The organism is Saccharopolyspora thermophila (genome assembly GCF_014646075.1).
Classification (GTDB): Bacteria; Actinomycetota; Actinomycetes; order Mycobacteriales; family Pseudonocardiaceae; genus Saccharopolyspora; species Saccharopolyspora thermophila.
Window position 1 is genome coordinate 214,810 of the sequence record NZ_BMMT01000009.1, and the last position, 19,834, is coordinate 234,643.

The 19,834-nt window shown below is 71.5% G+C and carries 15 protein-coding genes and 2 pseudogenes; 11 read left to right on the forward strand and 6 right to left on the reverse strand.

What is annotated here, in order from left to right; all coding sequences use genetic code 11:
• Positions 1-47 precede the first annotated feature (47 nt).
• Positions 48-1,178: a coiled-coil domain-containing protein gene (locus IEY17_RS14745; protein ID WP_188987962.1), complete on the reverse strand. Its 1,131-nt coding sequence runs from the start codon at positions 1,176-1,178 to the stop codon at positions 48-50.
• A 179-nt stretch (positions 1,179-1,357) separates the two neighbouring features.
• Here IEY17_RS14745 and IEY17_RS14750 point away from each other — a divergent pair, with 179 nt between their 5' ends.
• The 5 genes and pseudogenes from IEY17_RS14750 to IEY17_RS14770 all read left to right on the forward strand — a co-directional run bounded on the left by IEY17_RS14750 (position 1,358) and on the right by IEY17_RS14770 (position 8,809).
• Entirely contained in the window at positions 1,358-4,468 is a 3,111-nt protein-coding gene (locus tag IEY17_RS14750; RefSeq protein WP_188987964.1) for a UvrD-helicase domain-containing protein, read from the forward strand.
• A gap of 105 nt (positions 4,469-4,573) precedes the next feature.
• Positions 4,574-5,318, forward strand: a pseudogene (locus tag IEY17_RS14755) (SDR family oxidoreductase).
• Positions 5,319-5,356: 38 nt separating this feature from the next.
• Positions 5,357-6,493, forward strand: coding sequence for a glycosyltransferase family 9 protein (locus IEY17_RS14760; protein WP_188987966.1), 1,137 nt, complete (start codon positions 5,357-5,359; stop codon positions 6,491-6,493).
• Between the two features lie 433 nt (positions 6,494-6,926).
• Positions 6,927-7,799, forward strand: coding sequence for an EamA family transporter (locus tag IEY17_RS14765; RefSeq protein ID WP_229680169.1), 873 nt, complete (start codon positions 6,927-6,929; stop codon positions 7,797-7,799).
• A gap of 134 nt (positions 7,800-7,933) precedes the next feature.
• Positions 7,934-8,809: an NAD(P)-dependent oxidoreductase gene (locus IEY17_RS14770; protein WP_188987968.1), complete on the forward strand. Its 876-nt coding sequence runs from the start codon at positions 7,934-7,936 to the stop codon at positions 8,807-8,809.
• Positions 8,810-8,958: 149 nt separating this feature from the next.
• Here IEY17_RS14770 and IEY17_RS14775 read toward each other — a convergent pair whose 3' ends face one another.
• The 3 genes from IEY17_RS14775 to IEY17_RS14785 all read right to left on the reverse strand — a co-directional run bounded on the left by IEY17_RS14775 (position 8,959) and on the right by IEY17_RS14785 (position 12,367).
• Positions 8,959-9,648, reverse strand: coding sequence for a GNAT family N-acetyltransferase (locus IEY17_RS14775; protein ID WP_188987970.1), 690 nt, complete (start codon positions 9,646-9,648; stop codon positions 8,959-8,961).
• Between the two features lie 368 nt (positions 9,649-10,016).
• Positions 10,017-11,450 (reverse strand): carboxylesterase/lipase family protein, encoded by a 1,434-nt coding sequence (locus tag IEY17_RS14780; protein ID WP_188987972.1) that lies wholly within the window; start codon positions 11,448-11,450, stop codon positions 10,017-10,019.
• Between the two features lie 14 nt (positions 11,451-11,464).
• Complete coding sequence (locus tag IEY17_RS14785; RefSeq protein ID WP_188987975.1) at positions 11,465-12,367, reverse strand: MBL fold metallo-hydrolase; 903 nt, start codon at positions 12,365-12,367, stop codon at positions 11,465-11,467.
• A gap of 135 nt (positions 12,368-12,502) precedes the next feature.
• Here IEY17_RS14785 and IEY17_RS14790 point away from each other — a divergent pair, with 135 nt between their 5' ends.
• Positions 12,503-13,399, forward strand: a complete 897-nt coding sequence (locus tag IEY17_RS14790) for a helix-turn-helix transcriptional regulator (protein ID WP_188987977.1) — start codon at positions 12,503-12,505, stop codon at positions 13,397-13,399.
• Between the two features lie 219 nt (positions 13,400-13,618).
• On the opposite strand, the gene IEY17_RS14795 is transcribed toward IEY17_RS14790, so the two are convergent.
• Positions 13,619-14,662: a tyrosine-type recombinase/integrase gene (locus IEY17_RS14795; RefSeq protein ID WP_188987979.1), complete on the reverse strand. Its 1,044-nt coding sequence runs from the start codon at positions 14,660-14,662 to the stop codon at positions 13,619-13,621.
• 376 nt (positions 14,663-15,038) lie between these two features.
• Between IEY17_RS14795 and IEY17_RS14800 the strand changes: the two are divergent.
• The 3 genes and pseudogenes from IEY17_RS14800 to IEY17_RS14810 all read left to right on the forward strand — a co-directional run.
• Positions 15,039-15,368: pseudogene (locus IEY17_RS14800) on the forward strand (FCD domain-containing protein); the annotation flags it as partial.
• Positions 15,369-15,458: 90 nt separating this feature from the next.
• Complete coding sequence (locus tag IEY17_RS14805; protein ID WP_188987980.1) at positions 15,459-15,995, forward strand: PadR family transcriptional regulator; 537 nt, start codon at positions 15,459-15,461, stop codon at positions 15,993-15,995.
• On the forward strand, positions 15,979-16,599 hold the full coding sequence (locus tag IEY17_RS14810) for a GyrI-like domain-containing protein (RefSeq protein ID WP_188987983.1): 621 nt from the start codon (positions 15,979-15,981) through the stop codon (positions 16,597-16,599). The genes IEY17_RS14805 and IEY17_RS14810 overlap by 17 nt, the downstream gene beginning before the upstream one ends.
• 135 nt (positions 16,600-16,734) lie before the next feature.
• On the opposite strand, the gene IEY17_RS14815 is transcribed toward IEY17_RS14810, so the two are convergent.
• Positions 16,735-17,331 (reverse strand): CGNR zinc finger domain-containing protein, encoded by a 597-nt coding sequence (locus IEY17_RS14815; protein ID WP_188987984.1) that lies wholly within the window; start codon positions 17,329-17,331, stop codon positions 16,735-16,737.
• 105 nt (positions 17,332-17,436) lie between these two features.
• Here IEY17_RS14815 and IEY17_RS14820 point away from each other — a divergent pair, with 105 nt between their 5' ends.
• Both IEY17_RS14820 and IEY17_RS14825 read left to right on the forward strand, forming a co-directional pair.
• Positions 17,437-18,216, forward strand: a complete 780-nt coding sequence (locus IEY17_RS14820) for an MBL fold metallo-hydrolase (RefSeq protein ID WP_229680171.1) — start codon at positions 17,437-17,439, stop codon at positions 18,214-18,216.
• Between the two features lie 184 nt (positions 18,217-18,400).
• Entirely contained in the window at positions 18,401-19,690 is a 1,290-nt protein-coding gene (locus IEY17_RS14825; protein ID WP_188987986.1) for an MFS transporter, read from the forward strand.
• Positions 19,691-19,834 lie beyond the last annotated feature (144 nt).

Sequence of the window (19,834 nt, forward strand, 5' to 3'; positions counted from 1 at the left end):
TGACCAGGGCGGCTCTCCAACCCAGTCGCTCGGTGCGGGGCGCCTTCTCATGTCTGCTCCGCCGCGTCGCCTGGCGGGCTCGGGCGCGCTGCCGCGCGCAGCATCCGCAGTTCCTCGGCTGCCGCGTCCAGCTGCTGCTCGGCGCGCTCCGCGCGCGCCTGGGCCTGCGCTTGCGCGTCCTGCATGGCCGCGATGCGCTGCGCGGCCGCCGCACGCTCGGCCTGCAGCCGCTCCGCGGCTTCGGTGCGCAGTCGTTGCAGCTCAGCGGCGTGTTGCTGCCGCAACATGGCGAGTTCGTCGCGGTGACGCTGCAGCTCGGCGCGTGCTTCCTGCGCGGCGCGTTTGAGTTCCGCCAGCTGTTCGCGGGCCGCTTCGGCGGCCTGCTCGGCGCGGGCCGCGCGTTCGACCGCCGCGGCCTTGTCCCGCGCGGCCTTGTCGGTTTCGCGGCGGGCCTGCTCCTGGGCGGCCTTGATCTCGGCCGCAGCGTCGGTTTTGACCTGCTCGGCCTGGCGCTGCGCCGCGGCGATGGCCGCCTCGGCTTCGCGGCGCGCGGCCGCCACCGACACTTCTGCTTCGTTGCGGGCCGCTTCGGCTTCCTCGCGGGCGCGTTGTTCGCTGCGGCGGGCCTTATCCACGGCGTCATCCCGTTGCTTGCGGGCGCGTTCGGCGTCCTGCGCTGCCGCTTCGGCCGCCGCGGTGGCGTCCTCGGCCGCGGCTTCCGCCGCGCTGCGGGCCGCTTCGGCTTCGCGGCGCTGCTGCTGGGCAGTGGCCAGGGCCTGTTCGGCCTGGGCGACGCGGTGGGCGGCTTCGGCCTGGGCGGCCTTGATCCGTGCTTCCGCGGCGCTGGGATCGGCCAGGGTGCCCAGTTCCTCGATACCGGCTCGCAGGGTGCGCGTCAACTGCTCGGACAACGACCGGTACTGCCGCAGCAGGTCCTCGGCCCGCAGCCGGGAGCGGTCGTAGTCGGCGACGGTCGTGGGCGTGTCCGGCTGGGGTGCGGCCTGGCGGCGCTGCCGTTCCTTCCAGGCCCGCCACCGGGTGTGCTCGGGCAGGTCGCAGTACTCGGCGGGGCGTCCAGGCCCGGTGCCGCGCACCACCTTGCGCGAACAGCCGGGGAACTTGCACACCCCGTCGGCCTGGGGCTCGGACATCGCCTCGCGGACCGGCTGATCACCCATGCCCGGACGCTATCAAGCCGTCTCAGCAGCGTCAGCGCCTCCAGGCCCACCACAGCGGTGACACCAGCGATGGGCGACGTCGGCGCCACCCTCCACCGCGCCGAACCGCACCAGCTCGCCGGGGGGTGAGCAGTCAACCCCGGCACGGCGCCGCCGGGTGCGGCTGGCAAGATCGCCGGGTGCGCTTCTACGCCGATCTGCACATCCACTCCAAGTACTCGCGCGCGTGCAGCAAGGACTGCGACATCGAGCACCTGACGTGGTGGGCGCGCCGCAAGGGCATCACCGTCGTCGGCACCGGCGACTTCACCCACCCGGCCTGGTTCGCGCACCTGCGCGAGATCCTCGAACCGGCCGAACCGGGACTGTTCCGGCTGCGCGGCGACCTGGACCGCGAGCTGACCCGCAGCATGCCGCCCACCTGCGGCGGCCAGGTGCGATTCATGCTCTCGGTGGAGATCTCCACGATCTACAAGCACGGTGAACGCACCCGCAAGGTCCACCACCTGTGCTACGTGCCGGACTTCACCGCCGCCGAGGAGTTCAACCGGCGGCTGGGCCGCATCGGCAACCTCGCCTCCGACGGCCGCCCGATCCTGGGCCTGGACTCCCGCGACCTGCTGGAGATCACCCTGGAGTCCGGCGACGGCGCCTACCTGGTGCCCGCCCACATCTGGACACCGTGGTTCGCGGTGCTGGGCTCCAAGGCCGGTTTCGACTCGGTGGACGACTGCTACCGCGACCTGGCCGGGCACATCTTCGCCCTGGAGACCGGGCTGTCCAGCGACCCGGAGATGAACTGGCGCGTCTCCGCGCTGGACCGCTACACCCTGGTCAGCCACTCCGACGCGCACTCGCCGCCGATGCTCGGCCGGGAGGCCAGCATCTTCGACACCGACGTGGACTACTTCGCCATCAAACACGCCCTGGAGACCGGCGAGGGCTTCGCCGGCACCGCGGAGTTCTTCCCCGAGGAGGGCAAGTACCACCTCGACGGGCACCGCAAGTGCCAGGTCCGCTTCGAACCCGGCGACACCCGCGCACACCACGGGCTGTGCCCGGGCTGCGGCAAACCCCTCACCGTCGGGGTGCTGCACCGCGTCGATGCGCTCGCCGACCGGCCCGCAGGGCTGCGCCCGCCCGGCGCAGCGGGCTTTTCCCACCTCGTCCCGCTGCCGGAGATCGTCGGCGAGATCCTCGGCGTGGGCCCGAAGAGCAAGAAGGTCTTCAGCGCCATCAGCGACCTCACCGCCGCCCACGGGCCCGAACTGTCCATCCTGGAGGACGTGCCGCTGGAGGAGCTGCGCCGCAGCGACCCGGCGGTGGCCGAGGCGATCGGCCGCCTGCGCGACGGCCGGGTACTGCGCAATCCCGGCTATGACGGGGAATACGGCACCATCCGGCTGTTCGAACCAGCCGAGCTGTCGCGGCTGCGTGTCGGCAACACCCCCGCCCTGTTCGACGACGCGCTGTTCGCCACGCAACCGGAACCCCAAACCGCCCCGGCACCGGCCGCCGCGCCGCGCGAGCAACCCCAATCCCGACCCGCAGCGGCCGCGCCGAGCGGCGCAGGAGTGCTGGCCGGGCTGGACCCCGACCAGCGCGCCGCCGCCGAGGTCCCCGCCGGGCCGCTGCTGATCGTCGCCGGCCCTGGCACCGGCAAGACCCGCACCGTCACCCACCGGCTGGCGCACCTGGTGCTGGAACGCGGCGTCCCAGCCGAGCAGTGCCTGGCGATCACCTTCACCCGCCGCGCCGCCGAGGAGATGACCGAACGCCTGCACGCCCTGATCGGCGAGCCCGCGCGGCAGCTGACCGTGGCCACCTTCCACTCCTTCGGCCTGCAGGTCCTGCGCGAGCACCACGAAGCGCTGGGCCTGGGCGCGGACTTCGGCCTGGCCGACCCCGCCCGGCAGCACGAGCTGCTCACCGCCATCACCGGCGACGAACGCAGCGCACGGCGGCTGCGCCAGCAGCTCTCGCCCGCCCGCCGAGGCGGCGACAGCGACCCGGACACCACCGCCGCGCTCAAGAAGTACCTGGCGGCGCTGCGCGAGCAGAACCTGGTGGACTTCGACGACCTGGTCGTGCTGGCGGTGCAGCTGCTCACCGACCACCCCGACATCGCCGAGCAGTACCGGCAGCGCTACCGGTGGATCACCGTCGACGAGTACCAGGACGTCGACGAGCTGCAGTACCGGCTGCTGCGGCTGCTCGCCCCGGCCGAGGCCAACCTCACCGCCATCGGCGACCCCGACCAGGCGATCTACTCCTTCCGCGGTGCCGACGTGGGGTTCTTCCTGCGCTTCGAGCAGGACTACCCGACCGCCCCCGTGCTGGCGCTGACCCGCAACTACCGCAGCGGCGCGCACATCCTCAACGGCGCGGTCCGCGCGATCGCACCGTCCACACTGGTCGCCGACCGGCAGCTGCACGCCGCCTCCGGCCTGCCGGCCAACCGGATCGTGCGCCACCAGGCCGCCGACGAGCGCGACGAGGCGGCGTTCGTGGCCCGCACCATCGACCAGCTGCTCGGTGGCGCGTCGTTCCACTCCCTCGACAGCGGCCGGGTGGACGGCGACGGCCCGGGCAGCATCGGCTTCAACGACATCGCGGTGCTCTACCGCACCGACGCCCAGTCGCAGCCGATCCTCGACGAGCTGGTGCGCTGCGGCCTGCCGGTGCAAAAGCGCTCCCACGACCGGCTCTCGGCCCGTCCGGGCGTGGAACTGCTGGTGCGGGAACTGCAGCACGTCGGCGACCGCGACGGCAGCGTGCTGGACCGGCTGCGTTCGGCCGCGGCGGTACTGCTCGGCTCGGTACCCGAGGACCTGCGGCCGGACGTGCACTCGGCGGTGGAGCTGGTGACGCCGCTGGCGTTGCGCTGCGGTGACGACGTGGCACGGTTCTGCCGGGAGATCATGCTCGGCGCCGAGGTCGACACCCTCGACCCGCGAGCCGAGGCGATCTCGCTGCTGACGCTGCACGCGGCCAAGGGCCTGGAGTTCCCGGTGGTGTTCGTCATCGGCTGCGAGGACGGTCTGCTGCCGCTGCGCTGGCCGGGCAGCCAGCCCACCGACGACGACATCGCCGAGGAACGCCGCCTGTTCTTCGTCGGCATGACCCGCGCGCAGGAACACCTGTTCCTGACGCACGCGGCCCGCCGCACGGTGCACGGCAGCCCCCAGCAGCGCACCCGCTCGCCGTTTCTGGCCGACCTCGGTCCGGCCGTCACCGACACCCGGACCGCGCCGCGCCGCCCCCGCCCGGCCCAGCTCACCCTCCTGTGAGCCGATCACGCCGCAGCGACGCGCCTCCCCGACCAGTCGGGCAGCGGGCGCCCCGTCACCCGCTGTGGACGGCGGAGGCGGTGTGCGGCGGGAGAGGATGTGCCCATGGATCGCCCGATCACTGTCATCACCGGGGCCAGTCGCGGCATCGGCGCCGCCACCGCGCGGCATCTGGCCCGCCTCGGTCACGACCTCGCGTTGGCCTACCGGTCCGATGACGCCGCCGCCGAGCAGGTCGCCGCCGACGTCGAGGCGCAGGGCGCGCGGTGCGCCCTGGTGCGCGCCGACGTCAGCGTGGAGTCCGATGTGGACGAGATTTTCCGGGTCGCCGCCCACTGCCTGGGGCCGGTGACCGGGCTGGTCGCCAACGCCGGATTGACCGCGCACATCGGGGACCTCGCCGACACCCCGGTGGAGGTGATCCGGCGCGTTATCGACGTCAACTTCCTCGACATGACCTGCGCGGCGCGCCGCGCAGGTCATGTCGACCCGCCGCGGCGGGCGCGGTGGTGCGATCGTCAACGTCTCCTCCAGCGCCGCCACGCTGGGCGCCCCGCACGAGTACGTCCACTACGCCGCGGCCAAGGCCGCGGTGGACACCTTCACGATGGGGCTGGCCAAGGAACTTGCGGGCGAAGGCGTGCGGGTCAACGCGGTGGCTCCCGGGCTGGTGCGCACCGACATCCACGCGGGCGCCGGTGCCCCCGAGCGCATCCGCACCGCGGTGGACCGCGTGCCGCTGGGGCGTGCCGGAGAACCCGACGAGATCGCCCCGGCCATCGCCTGGCTGCTGGGCCCGGAATCGGCCTACACCAGCGGCACCGTTGTGCGGGTCGCCGGCGGACTGTGAGGGAAAAACGCGGTGGCGCGACCCGGTAGCCTCGAACCGTGCGCGAGTCGCTTCTGGTCAACTTCGTCTACTGCCACCCGGTCGGGCACGCGGTGGAGGCGTTGCAGTACAGCCTGGGCTACCGGCGCGCGAACCCGCAGCGGCGCATCGGGGTCGTGCTCAACTCCGCCACCGCCGTGGATCTGACCCGCTGGTGCGACGCGATCGACGAGGTGTACACCGTGGACATCGACGTGTTCGCGCCGCCGCCCGCCGATGTGCTCGCCGACGTCCCGGCCGAGTGGGACTGGGTGGTCGACGACCCGCGCGGGCACCAGACGTGGCAGCACGACATCTTCCCCGGCATCCGGCGCTACTACGAGCTGTCCGCCGAGCACTTCCGCGCCCGCGGCGGCCACACCCACATCGGCGCGCCCCGCCCGACCTACCGACCCGGCAACCCGCTGCGGCTGAGGTTGCCCGGCTCCGCCCGCGCCCGAGCCGCCGAACTGCTGCCGGAGCATCCCGGGCCGACCATCGCGGTGCTGCCCGGCGGCAGCGCCGAGCGCTGGCGCTACCCGTCCCTGCGGTCCTGGCGGCGCATCCTCGCCGCGCTGCTCGAACGCTGGCCCGACGCACGGATCTGCCTGACCGGCAAGCTCACCGACGACGGCCGCACCAGCACCAGGTTCACCCGCGCGGAGTTCACCGCGCTGGCCGAGTCGGTGCCCAACGCCGCGGTGGCGCTCGATCTGCCGCTGGACGAGCAGCTGGCGGTGGTGCAGCGCTGCGACCTGCTGCTGTCCCCGCACACCGGTTTCGCGTTCGCCGCGATGGCCGTGGGCACCCCGTGGCTGACCCTGGCCGGCAACGACTGGGCCGAGTACTACTTCAACCCCGGCGTGCCGTTCTACTCGGTGCTGCCCGACGTGGAACGCTTCCCCTGCTACGTGCTGCTGGGCAACAACCCGGACCCGGTCGAGGACGACGGTCCGCGCTCGCCCACCATGAGCGCCCACCGCATCGAAAGCGACCTCGACGAACTGCTGGACGGGGCGGCATGGCTGCTCGACGGGGCCGACTTCGACACCGCGATGCGCTCCCACGCCCAGCGTGTCCACGACCTGTTCGGGGGCCGCACCGAGCTGATGTACTCGGTGGACAACCTGCTGACCTCCTACCTGCCCCAGACCTGACCTGCGCTGCCGTGGCCGCGCACCACCCCCAGCGGATGCGCGGCCGCGCCAGCACAACCGGGTGGACAGCCCCAAAGGCGTGACCTCATCGCCGCAGGCAGGCTCCCAGCGCAGCCGGTAAGGTGCGGCCCTGGACACCCCACTCGCCGAACGGCGGCTCGATCGCCCGGATCGACGGCCGCTCGCCCTCATCGCTGCCGTCGAGCACCACGCGCTGCCCGGCCCAGCTGACGGACAGCAGGTAGCTAGCGCGGGGAAGTCATCGCCCCCACACCCAGCAACGTCAGCTGAACCATCTGCGTACCTCCCGCCCGTAGCGGGGTACCCGGGCGGTGCTGCCTGCAGACCAGCCGTGTTCGATCTATGAAAAAACCGTATGTATTCCGCAGTCCATGCATTTTGCGCAACGATGCGCCGGGTACAGGCTGGGGGCATGCGGATGAGGGTGCACAGTCGCGTCACCGAGCCGGTCGGCGGGACCGGCAGCCGGGGCGCGGGCGTGGCGATGATGGTGGGCAGTGGACTGTCCAACCAGGTCGGTGCGGCGATCGGGGCGTTGGCGTTCCCGGTGATCGGCCCGGTTGGGGTGGTGGCCGTGCGGCAGTGGATCGCGGCGGTGGCGCTGCTGGCCGTGGGCCGACCACGGCTGCCGACGTTCACCTGGCGGCAGTGGCGGCTGGTGCTGGTACTGGCGGCGGTGTTCGCCACGATGAACCTGTCGCTGTACAGCGCGATCGACCGCATCGGCCTGGGATTGGCGGTGACGCTGGAGTTCCTCGGCCCGCTTGTCGTGGCGCTGGCCGCGTCCCGCCGCGCGGTGGAGCTGGGCTGCGCGGTGGTCGCCGCGACCGGGGTGGTGGTGCTGATTCGCCCGCAGCCGAGCACCGACTATCTCGGCATCGGCCTGGCGCTGCTGGCCGCGGTGTGCTGGTCCTGCTACATCCTGCTCAACCGCACGATCGGCCGCACGTTGCCCGGTGCGCAGGGCTCGGCGGCCGCTGCCGGCGTGTCCGGCCTGCTGTACGTGCCCGTCGGGATCACCGTGCTGGTCGCGCACCCGCCCACCCCGGCCGCCCTGGGGTGCGCGGCGGCCGCGGGAGTGCTGTCGTCGGCGGTACCGTTCCTGGCCGACCTGCTGGCGCTGCGACGGGTTCCGGCGCGGTTCTTCGGGCTGTTCATGAGCGTCAACCCGGTCCTGGCCGCCGGGGTGGGTGTCGTGGTGCTGGGCCAAGCCCTGCACTGGAGCCAGTGGGCGAGTATCGCCGCGATCGTGGCCGCCAACGCCGTCGCCGTGCGCAGCCGGTGACAGCACGCCCGACCAGCCCCCCACCACGACACGCCCTGACCTACACCCCGCGCGAGCACGTCGCCGCTCTCGCCGCGAAGATGGCAACGACCACGTGGCGACCGCCGTTGGCGAGCACAGCGAAGGGTGATCTGATGACCGACACGCTCACCGTGACCGTCCTGGGCACCGGGATCATGGGGGCCGCGATGGCCCGCAACCTCGCGCGGGCCGGGCACGCCGTCCGGGTGTGGAACCGCACCCGGGCCAAGGCCGAGCCGCTGGCCGCCGACGGCGCGTTCGTCGCCGACACCCCGGCCGAGGCGGTCCAGGACGCCGATGTCGTGCTCACCATGCTGCATGACGGGCCCGCCGCGCTGGAGGTCATGCGGCAGGCCGCCCCGTCGCTGCGGCCCGGCACCTGCTGGGTGCAGTCGACGACCGCGGGACTTGACGCGCTCACCGAGCTGGCCGACTTCGCCCGCGAGCACCACCTGGTCTTCTTCGACGCTCCGGTGCTCGGCACCCGCCAGCCCGCCGAGGCCGGGCAGTTGGTCGTCCTGGCCGCGGGCCCGCACCGGGAGCGCGACACCGTGACGCCGGTTTTCGACGCCATCGGTGCCCGCACGGTGTGGACCGGCGAGGACGGCGTGGACGGCAGCGCCACCCGGCTCAAGCTCGTGGCCAACAACTGGGTCCTCGCCGTCACCCACGGCACCGCGGAAACGCTCGCCCTGGCCCGGGGTCTCGGGGTGGATCCGCAGAGCTTCTTCGACATCATCGACGGCGGCCCACTGGACATGGGCTACCTGCGCGCCAAGGCCGGTCTCGTGCTGAACGGGCAGCTGGTACCGCCGAGCTTCGCCCTCGCCACGGCCGAGAAAGACGCGCGCCTGATCGTCCAGGCCGGCGAGCAGCACGGTGTCCGCCTCGACGTGGCCGCCGCCGGTGCCGAACGCCTGCGGCGCGCCGCCGCCCAGGGCCACGCCAACGAGGACATGGCCGCCTCCTACTACGCCAGCTTCGACTGAGCAACGGCACTCCCCGCACAACCGGGTCCGCGGCGCTCGCGGCTCGGCGAGGATCGGTCGGTTGATCTCGCCGAATAGTGCGGTCGCCCTGCCCGGACTGGTGGCGCCGGCCACCTGCCCGCCGACGCACCGAGCTGATCCCCCCGCCGCTACGGGATGCCGAACCCCCGGAAGGTCACCGCCGTGCGGGTCCGGAATCCCAGCTTCTCGTAGAGCGCGAGGGCACCGGTGTTGGACTCGACCACGTGCAGGAAGGGGCGTTCGCCGCGGTCGAGGATGCGCCGGACGAGGGCGTTGATCAGCCGGGCGGCGTGGCCCCGCCCGCGCGCCTCGGGCGCGGTGCACACCGCGCTAATCTCGGTCCACCCCGGCGGCCGCAACCGTTCGCCCGCCATCGCCACCAGCACACCGCGGTCCCGGATGCCGAGGTAGGTGCCGAGTTCGCGGGTGCGCGGCCAGAACGGACCCGGCCGGGTCCGCTCGGTGAGGTCAAGCATCTCCGCGGTGCTGTCCACGCCGAGTTCGACCACGCCGTCGCCGGGGTCGGTGGGCCGGTCGCCGGACCACACCATCTGACGTCCTTCGAGGACGAAGACCGGTTCCCAGTCCGGCGGCGGGCTCACCGGGCTGCTGAACAGGTCGGCGAGCGCGCCACGGCCCAGCAGCCGGGCGAGGTGGGCCCACTCCTGCGGGCCCGGATCGAGGGTGACCGTGGAGAACGTCGCCACCTGCGGCTGGTAGGTGGCGACCCGGCCCAGCCTGCGGCCCAGGTGCGCGTGGTGACCGCGCAGCGACGCGCCCACCGGGTCCTCCAGCGGGCTGGTGTCTTGGTCGATCATCGTGCTGGGGCCTTCCTTGGTGCCTGGGTCCGGGTGCCATTCTCCAGGCGAGCGCGGCAGGCGCCTCGACACGGGGGCCGACTCCACTGTGGAACACGTGCCAACGCGCGCCCTCGGCCGGTGTTCGCCCCGGGCACGAGCGCGGTAGGCTGCCGGCCCCGGCGCGACGTCGCCGCTTGTGGATCTGACCTCCCTGCGGTCCCACGGCCCCGACGGGGGTCCCTACACCACCGAGAACGGCTGGTCATCGCCTTCAAGGCCGCCACCTACCAGGGCGACGACCGGTCCCGCTGCCCCGGAGAAAGGCCGGGCCGAACCCCATGATCATTCCGTCACGGTGACGTATTGATCATGGGGTTCGGGGCCGGTCACCACATCGACAGGTCCCGGGCCGGGACCGTCTCCGACACCGCATCGAAGCGCCGAACAAGACCATCCGACCCGAGCCGCGGCCAGCCGGGATCGCCGGTGGCGGCGAAGGACACCCACGCCCCGTGCACCTCCTCGGCCAGCACCGCCGGCGGTCGGTCCGGCCCGAGCAGCCCGTTGGCTCCGCGCAGCACCGGCAGGTCCAGCACGTCGAAGACAAACGGCAGCTCCACCCCGTGCGCCGCGCCGAGCTGACCGTCCACAGCCGACGAACGCCAGGCGAACTCGTACACGTACGCGCCGCCGTGGGCCTCGGCCAGCCGACGCCCGCCGACGGTGAACAGCGCGTCACCAAGGATCGCTGACCGCAGCTCGCCCTGGGCGGCGTGCGGCCGCTGCGCCCGGTAGGCCGCGATGAGCGCCTCCGGAGCCCGGTGCACCCGGGCGGCCAGCGCACGCACGTCCTCGGCGGTCGAGGCGCCCAGGTGCCCCTGCGGGGCCAGGTAGAGGTTGCCCTCCTCGGCCGTGGAACCCACCAGCAGGTCGACGCCGGCCACATCAGCTTCGGCGGGCTGGCGCTCGAGCACCACGCTGAACGGGGTCAGGCCCACGAGCGGGTCGAACGCCTCGTCTGTCCGCAGGTTCAGGCCGGTCAGCGCGGGGGTGACCTCGACCAGCCGCTCCTCGGGCACCGCGCGGAAGCCCGCGGCACTCGCCTCGACACCGAGCGCGGACGCCGCCGCCCGGGTCACCACCGCGGCTTGCTCGGGTGAGAAGGCACCGAGCCCGTTTCCGCTCTGCACGATCGCGCGGTGGAACAGCCCGGCGGCCTGCTCGGTGCCCAGCAGCGCAGCGACGAGCGTGGCACCCGCGGACTGCCCGGCCAGCGTGACGGTGCCGGGATCGCCACCGAATGCCTCGGCGTTGTCGCGCACCCACCGCAGGGCGGCGATGACGTCGAGCAGTCCCCGGTTGCGCACAGCCCCCGGCACGTCAAGGAAACCCGCGATGCCCAACCGGTAGTTCAGCGTCACCAGGACCACGCCGTCGCGGGCGAACGCGGTGCCGTCATACAGCGGTGACCTGCTCGAGCCGGAGACGAAACCGCCCCCGTGCACGAACACCATCACCGGACAGCCTTCAGCCGACTGCGGAGCCCACACGTTGACGGTGAGATAGTCCTCCCCGCGCACCCAGCCGGGCCCGAAGAACGGCGACATGTCCAGGGCGGCGAACCCGTCCCGTCGGGGTTGCGGCGCGGTCGGCCCCGGCCGGGTGGCGTCGCGGACACCCGACCACGGTGGGTGCGCAGCCGGTGGGGCGAACCGGTCCCGGGGCGCAGCGGCGTAGGGGATTCCCAGGAAGCGCCGCACGCCGCCGCTGCTGGTCCCGCGCACGGCTCCGCTGGTGGTGGTCACGAGAGTATCGGACATCTGCTGGGCTCCTGTCACAGCCGGGCGAACGGTGCCCACGATGTGATGGCGAACTTCTCGCCGTCGCGGACGACCTCCGCAGCGCCGTGCCCGCCGAAGTGCGCGGGCAGCACCAGGCTGTGGGTGTCGGCGGCCTGTTCCAGCAGCGTGCGCCGGGTGGCCCGCGCCTGGACCGGGTCCTCGCAGAAGCAGCTGTTGGCATCGGGTTCCAGCATCTGCACCGGGGTGTGCAGCAGGTCCCCGACGAACAGTGCCCGATCCCCACCGGAGTTCAGGTGCAGCACCGACGATCCCGGTGTGTGCCCCGGGGCGAGAGTCAGCCGCACGTTGTCGTCGATGACGTACTCGTCCTCCCACAGCACGAGCTGTCCCGCGCGGTACACCGGATCGACGCTGTCGTCAAAGAGGTTCCGGGAGTGGGGACGCTGCGCCGAACGGTGCCCGTTGGCGGGGTTCCAGTACTCGAAGTCGGCGCGGGAGACCAGGTAGGTCGCGTGGGGGAAGGTCGGCACCCACGTGCCGTTCTCCAGCCGCGTGTTCCACCCGACGTGGTCGACGTGCACGTGCGTGTTGATCACCAGGTCGACGTCCTCGGGCCGGACGCCGGCACGGGCCAGGTTGCCGAGGAAGTCGGTCTCGAGGTGGTGCCACAACGCGTTGCCCGGTCGCTCCTTGTGGTTGCCCACCCCGGTGTCGACCAGGATCGTCCGGCCCTGGCTGCGCAGCACCCAGGTCTGCACCGCGCACACGCACTCGTCCGCGGCCACGTCGAGGAAATCCGGCTCCAGCCACGAGGCGTTGTCCCGCCACACCCGCTCCGGCGCCTCGGGCACGAAGGCGGCGGGTGACAGCCCGATCGGCCCGTAGTACTCCACGACCCGCGAGATCTCGACCTCGCCCAACATGATGTCCGACATGGTTGCTCCGAAGGGTTCATGATCGGCTTGTTCGCGACACGAGCATGCGCCCGCAGTGCCCTGGCAACCAGCCACGGCTGTGCCTACCACCGGCAGGGTCAGGCTCCCCGCCGGAACGGGCGGCATAGTGAAACCATGAGCAGCTCCGGTCATCTCGGCGAGTTCCTGCGCGCGCGGCGGGCACGTCTGCGACCCGAGGACGTCGGCCTTCTCACCCCACCCGGCCAGCGCCGCGTTCCCGGTCTGCGGCGGGAAGAACTCGCGCAACTGGCGGGTGTCAGCGTCTCCTACTACACGCGTCTGGAGCAGGGGCAGTCGACCAACGCCTCCGACGGTGTGCTCGACGCCCTGGCCACCGCACTGCGCCTGGACGACTACGAGCGCGCTCACCTGCACGAGCTGGCCACCCAGCGACCCCGCCCGCGCAAGCGTCCGCCGGTGGAGCGGGTCAAGGACGCCACCCGCGAACTGTTGCATGCGCTGGGTGACGTGCCCGCGCTGGTGGTCGGCCGGCGGACCGACGTGCTGGCCTGGACGCCGATGGGGCACGCCCTGCTGGCCGGCCACCTCGACCCGGCCGCACCGGAGCAGCCCGACCAGCGCCCCAACCTGGTGCGGATGCTGTTTCTGGACCCGCACTGCCGCGAGCTCTACGTGGACTGGGACCGCAAGGCGCGCGGGCTGGTGGCCAGTCTCCGCGGCGTCGCAGGCCGGCACCCCGAGGACGCGTTGCTGGCGTCGCTGGTCGGCGAGCTGTCGATGAAATGCCCGGAGTTCGTGGCGCTGTGGGGCGACCATCGGGTCAAGCCGTGCGTGGGCGACACGTTCCGGCTGCGCCACCCGCTGGTCGGTGAGCTCACCATCACCCAGCAGAGCCTGCAGCTCGCCCACTCTCCGGAGCAGAGCCTCGTCGTGGTCACTGCCGAGCCAGGCTCGGCCTCCGCCGACACCCTCGACCTGCTGGCCCACCTCACTGCAGCGCCACACCGATCCACGCCGAGCACACCCGAGGACGTGACCGCGCAGCGGTGATCCTGCGGCGCGTCGACCAGCTGCGGCGCGGGTAGGCGCTGTTGTCAGCAGGGCTCAGACAGGGCCTACCCGGCCCGGGCCTCCGCACGTGGGTCCCGTGCTGAGACGCTTCCGCCGAGAACGAAGCGCCCCGGAACACGGCTCGCCTCGGGGCGACGTGACCAGCGGAAACGGATCACCGGCGGCATGTGCCGGGTTTCGTCACCGTGACGGAAGTAATCAGGGTGATGACTCCCGGATTTTCCCAGCGTCTGGGGCTTCTCGGTGGGTTGCTCCGGCGACGAGGTGAGCCGGGTCGCGGGTCACCGACAGGGCGACGTGGTCGTAGAGCTGCGTGATCGCGGCGGAGGAGTGGCCGAGGGCGTCGCGGCGGTCTTCCAGCGCCGCTCCCCTCTCCCGGGCGATGGTGTTGAAGGCGTGCCGCATCGAGTGCGGGGTGATCCGCTGCGGTGTCGGCACGCCGGCGCGCTCGGCCAGGGTCTGCACGAGCCGGTAGATCTGGTGCCGGTTGACGCGACGGCCGTGCCGGGTGACCAGCAGCGCGGTGGTGTCGGCATCGGACGGCCGGGTGCGCAGGTAGTCGTCGAGGACCGGCTCCAGTGGTGCCGGGATGGGCCGGGTGCGGACCTTGCCGCCCTTCATCCGCACCGTCAGCACCCGCATGCCGTCGCGTTGCCCGAGGTCGGCCAGGTCGGCGTTGCACAGCTCCGACACGCGGATGCCCAGGTCGATCAGCAGCATCATGGCCAGCGCCGCCGCCTGCGGGCCGAGGGTGCGGTGGGCGTAGTCGCGGCTGCTGGTCAGCATCTGCGCGGCTTGCTGTTCGGAGACGCTGGCCGTCGTGGAGTGCCGGCGGTCGTAGCGGGGGCGGGCCGCGTCGCGAGCCGGGTTGGCGTCGATCGCTCCGGCGCGCACCAGGAAGGTGTACCAGCTGGAGATCGCGGCCAGCTTGCGCGCGCGGGTCGAGGCCGCGAACGGGCGCCCGGTGCGGGGGTTGGTCGCCGCGGCGAGTTCGGTGGCGTACATCTGCACCTCGGGCAGGCGCACCGCCAGCGGGTCGAGCTCGCGGCGGGTGCACCACGTGAGGTACTCGCGCAGGTCGCGGGCGTAGGCGGCGCGGGTGTCGGCGGAGTCGGTGAACGAGCCCAGCCAGGCCGAAACTAGCGCCGCGACGGTGTGTCCCGTGCGCGTCGTGGCGGTCAGCAATTCCGTTTGCGGACCGGGGTGACTCACCGCCGCGTGCCCGTCGAGCTGGATCTCCATGATCACACCTTACCGCACATAAGCGCGATTATGCGCGGTAACCTTTTGTCCGTTTCGTGCGGCCAGGGTTTTGTTTCGTTTGGTTTGTTACGTTATCGACTACGGTCAACGGAATTAGGTCGGAAAGACGGTGGGCGGATGGAGTCAGCCGACATCCCACGGAAGAACCAGCCCTCGGCACTCAGGTGCTGCCCGACCGGTGCGCGCTCGCTGGAAAGGCTCGCCAGGAGCTCACCGAGCTGGTGCTGGGTGACCGCACAGACGAGTTCGGCCAGGCGGGCGGTGGTCGGCCGCAGCACGTTCGTCTTCCTGGCTCGCGCACGCGGGCCACTCCCCTGGTGAGTGGCGCGCGTTCCGGTGTGGAGCGCACACCGCTCACCGCGCCGTCCACCAGGCGCTCTACCGCGCCTCACACAGCGACGTGCTGATCAGGATGCTCGACGACCTCTGGAACAAGTCCGACCGCTACCGGCGCATCGGCCTGGAGCTCCCGCCGGGCGAGGAGCCGCGCACCCGCGAACACCACGAACTGCTCGATCTCATCGTGGCGGGCGACGCCGCCGCACGATCGCGCATGCGCGCGCACATCGAGCGCAGTCTCACCGGTTCCGCCCTTGACGCGCTCGAGTACTGGGAACGCCGCGGTTTCGCGGAGGCGGAGTCCGAAGCCAGCTACGGAAAAAGCCTTTCCGTTTGTCGAGGCTGAGCTGCGGGCGGGCACGATCCGGCGCGCGATCGAGGACAACCCCAGCCGCCGGATCACCAGACCCTTTTATTCTAGTGCTAGAATAGCGTGGTGGATCTGACTCCGGCGGAACTGACCATCCTCGGACTCGTTATCGAGCGGCCCCGCCACGGCTACGACCTGGAGCGGGTGATCGAGGAGCGTGGCATCCGGGCATGGACCGAACTCGGCTTCTCATCGATCTACTACGTGCTCAACAAGCTGCAGGCCAAGGGCTATGTCGCGGCCGAACCTGGTCGGTCGAGCAGGAGCAGGCGGGTCTACACGGCGACGGCAGCGGGACGACAGTCGGCTACCCAGGCCGTGATCGCCGCGATCAGCGATGTCACACCACTGCGCCCACCGCTGCTCGCCGGGCTGGCCAACCTGCCCCTGCTGACCAACAGCCAGGTCGCGGCCGCGCTCGACGAACGCCGTGAGCAACTTGACCAACGCATCCGATCCGTCCAAGCCGCCAGGCAGGCCCAACAGCCGTTACCGCCGTTCGTGGAGTCGATCTTCGAGTACTCGCTGAGCCTGTTGCAGGCAGAAAGGCAGTGGCTCGACACCTCGAGCCCGACAGGGACACGCCATGACGCAGAAGATTGACTTCAAACGGCAGCTGGACAGCTACCAGGCCGGGCACCATGCGTTCCGCCTCGTCGACGTGCCCCCACTGCAGTACCTCATGGTCGATGGTCATGGTGATCCGAACACCAGCGGAGAGTTCGCTGACGCGGCGGCGACGCTCTACCCGGTGGCCTACAAGCTCAAGTTCGCGAGCAAACAGGATCTCGGCAAAGACTACGTCGTCATGCCGCTGGAAGGTCTGTGGTGGGCGGAGGACATGGAGACGTTCACATCGCGGCGCGACAAGAGCCGATGGAACTGGACACTCATGATCATGGTGCCCGACTGGATCACCCAGGACATGGTCGGTGCGGCGGTGGCGAAAGTCGCTGCTGGCCGCAGGCCGGCCAGCCTCGACAAGCTCCGCCTCCAGACGCTCGAGGAAGGCACCTGCGTCCAAACCCTGCACGTTGGCCCCTTCGACGAGGAAGCCGGCATCCTCGACCGGATGCACCACCAGTTCATCCCCGAGAACGGCTTGCGGATGACCGGTCAACACCACGAGATCTACCTCAGCGACTTCCGCAGGGTCGCACCCGAGAAGCTGCGCACGATTCTGCGGCAGCCTGTCGTCGCAGCGTGACCATCGTGCGATCCCACTGCCACCCGCGTGGACCCGACTGCGCTGAGGTACGACTCGGCGAGATGGCGCCTGACTCGCCCCTCTGAGCCGGTAGGACTCGGCACACCACCGGATGCGACCTCGGAGCGGGGCTCGTCAGTCCGCTTTGGACTGGGTGCGGCGGGCGTAGGCGCGGGCGGCTCGTGCGCGGTCGCCGCAGCGGGTCGAACACCAGTGGCGGCGGCCGTGGCGGAGTAGGTAGCGGTTGCAGGGGGTGGAGTCGCAGGCGGTGAGCCGTTCGGCGTCGGGACCGGTGAGCAGGTCGGCGGCGTTGGCGGCGAGGGTTGCGAGGGCGTGGTCGACGATCTCGGTGGTGGGATGGGGTGCCGCGCGGTAGGGGCCGTTCTTGTGGTCCCAGAGCAGCAGCGGGGCGGTGGGGACCCGGGTGAGTGCGTCGTTGACGGCGGCCAGGGCAGCGGGAAGGGCGGGAAGCCCGGCGGTGGCCGAGGCGAACAGGGACCTGATCTGTTCGCGCAGTGAGCGCAGCTGCGCGGCGCACATCTCCCGCATGTCGATGTCGACCGGGGCGAGGCCGTGTTCGGTCAGCCAGTGGTTCGTCTTCGCGGGAGTCGCGAGGAGGTCCGTGTGCCCGCCTGGCAGCGCGATGGCGCTGTTGGCCAGCGCAAGGCAGGGGTACTGCTCCTCGCCCGGTGCGGGCGGCAGGGCGGCGTCTGTCGTCACGGTCTCCTCCATGGCTCTCATGGTACGGCTTGCATCAATCCGTGAGAAGAGCTAGCGTGACTTCACGGATAATCCACCCTGAAACCGTGAGGTACTTTTTTCGTGTCTTCTGTCTCCATGTCCACCGATCAGTTTCCCGTGCGCGTCTTCGGTGGCCCGACCGCCCTGTTCGAGTACGGCGGCCTGCACTTCCTGACCGATCCGACCTTCGACGCCCCTGGCGACTACCCCCAACCCGACGGCCGGTTTCTGACCAAGACCGCCCCCTCCGCCGCCAGCCCCGCTGACCTCGGCCCCATCGACGTGGTGCTGCTCTCCCACGACGAGCACGACGACAACCTCGACCACTCCGGCCGGGCACTGCTCGCCGACGTCCCCCTCACCCTGACCACGCCAGGCGGCGGCAAGCGTCTGGCCGGGCATCTGGGGGAGAAAGTCAAGGGCCTGGCCGACTGGGAGTCCGTCCAGCTGGACCGGCCCGGCGGGGGCACGATCACGGTGACCGGCGTGCCCGCCATCCACGGCCCCGGCAACCGCGAGGACATCGAGCCGATCGCTGGCCAGGTTGTTGGTTTCGTTGTGACCGGAGACGGCCTGCCCACGGTCTATGTCAGCGGCGACAACGCCTCGCTCGACGCCGTGGAGCAGATCGCCGAGCGGTTTGCCCCGATCGACACCGCCGTGTTGTTCGCGGGCGCTCCCCGCTTCTCCGGCGTCTTCGACGGCAAGCCGATCGTCCTGGACAGCGCCCAGGCCGCCGAGGCCGCCACGATTCTCCGCGCTCGCCGGGTGGTTCCGGTCCACTTCGACGGCTGGGCCCACTTCACCGAGGGCCGTGACCACCTGGTGGCTGCCTTCGCCGCTGCGGGACTGTCCGACCGTCTGCAGTGGAGCTGAGCGGACCACTGCCCGCCCGCCACGGGTGCCCGGCGGCGACCCCGCCGGGCACCCCGCATGGCACGCCTGCTGACGGCTTTCGTGCTCGAACCCCATCCACATCGGCCGACCCCCGCGCTACGGACACGGCCGCGTAGCCGCGCGAGCGCCTTTGTGACCTGCATGCCTTGATCCCGGAGAACCAATGCCCCGCCACGAAAGCTCCCCTGTCACCGCCTCCGCCCACCAGGGCACCGCAGCGCAGGCCGGCCCCCCGGTAGGAAGGACGCAACGGCGCATCCTGACGGTCCTGGTGTTCTCCCAGGTCCTCAGCGGTGTTGGACTCGCCGCCGGCGTCACCGTCGCCTCCCTGCTCCTGCAGGACATGCTCGACACCACCGCGCTGGCCGGGCTGGGCATTGCCCTGCTCACCGCCGGGTCCGCCCTCGCCGCCGTGGCCGTGGGCCGCGTCTCCCACATCCGCGGTCGGCGCCCGGCTCTGGCTGGTGGCTACCTCGTTGGCGCCCTCGGTGCTGCCGGAGTCATCGCCGCGGCCACCTTCGGCAGCGCCGCACTGCTGTTTTGCTCCCTGTTCCTCTACGGCGCCGGCACTGCCGTGAACCTCCAGGCCCGCTACGCCGGAACCGACCTCGCCGCCCCGGCTCACCGCGCCCGCGCCGTCTCCACCGTCCTGGTCGCCACCACCCTCGGCGCAGTCCTCGGCCCCAACCTCGCCGCCCCCGCCGGCGATCTCGCCGCCGCCATCGGCCTCCCTCGCCTGACCGGCCTGTTCCTTCTCTCCAGTGCGGCGTTCGCTCTCGCGGCCCTCGTCCTGATCCTCTGGCTGCGACCTGACCCGCTGCTGCTCGCCCGCTCCCTGCCCGTCGAACCGCACCCAGCGGACGGCTCCAGTGCCTCTCCGACGCCCCCTCCTTCCCAGCGCCGGGCACCGGGTCTGGCGTTGGGTGTGCTCGTCCTGGTCCTCAGCCAGCTCGTCATGGTCGCCGTCATGACGATGACCCCTGTCCACATGCACGCGCATGGTCTCGGCACCGCGGCCTCCGGCTTCGTGATCGCCTTCCACGTCGCGGCCATGTTTCTGCCCTCGCCCCTGACCGGACTGCTCGTCGACCGCTACGGGCCCATCGTCATCGTCACGGCCGCCGCCGCCACCCTCGTGGCCGCCGGCGCCCTCGCCGCCACCGCACCCGGCGACTCCGTCACCCTGCTGACGATCGCCCTCATCCTGCTCGGACTGGGCTGGAACTTCGGCCTGGTCAGCGGTACCGCGCTGGTCACCGACGCCATCCCGCTGGACACCCGGGCCAGGACCCAGGGACTCATCGACGTCGCCATCGCCACCGCGGGCGCCGCCGGCGGCCTGGCCTCAGGCATGGTCGTCGCCGCAGCCAGCTACCCCATCCTCGCCCTCACCGGAGCAGCCCTCGCCATCGCGCTCCTGCCCGCCATCATCACCACCGCCACCAAGCGCTGACCGCGACCCACACAGTCCCCCCGTTACCGTTTTCGCGGCTCTGATCTTGGAGCTCTGGTCGCCAGGCTCGGCATGACTTTGTCCCCCAGTCGAACGGATGATCCGGGGGGTGGTGTCACCGGGCCTGGTGGCATCGGTGGACCG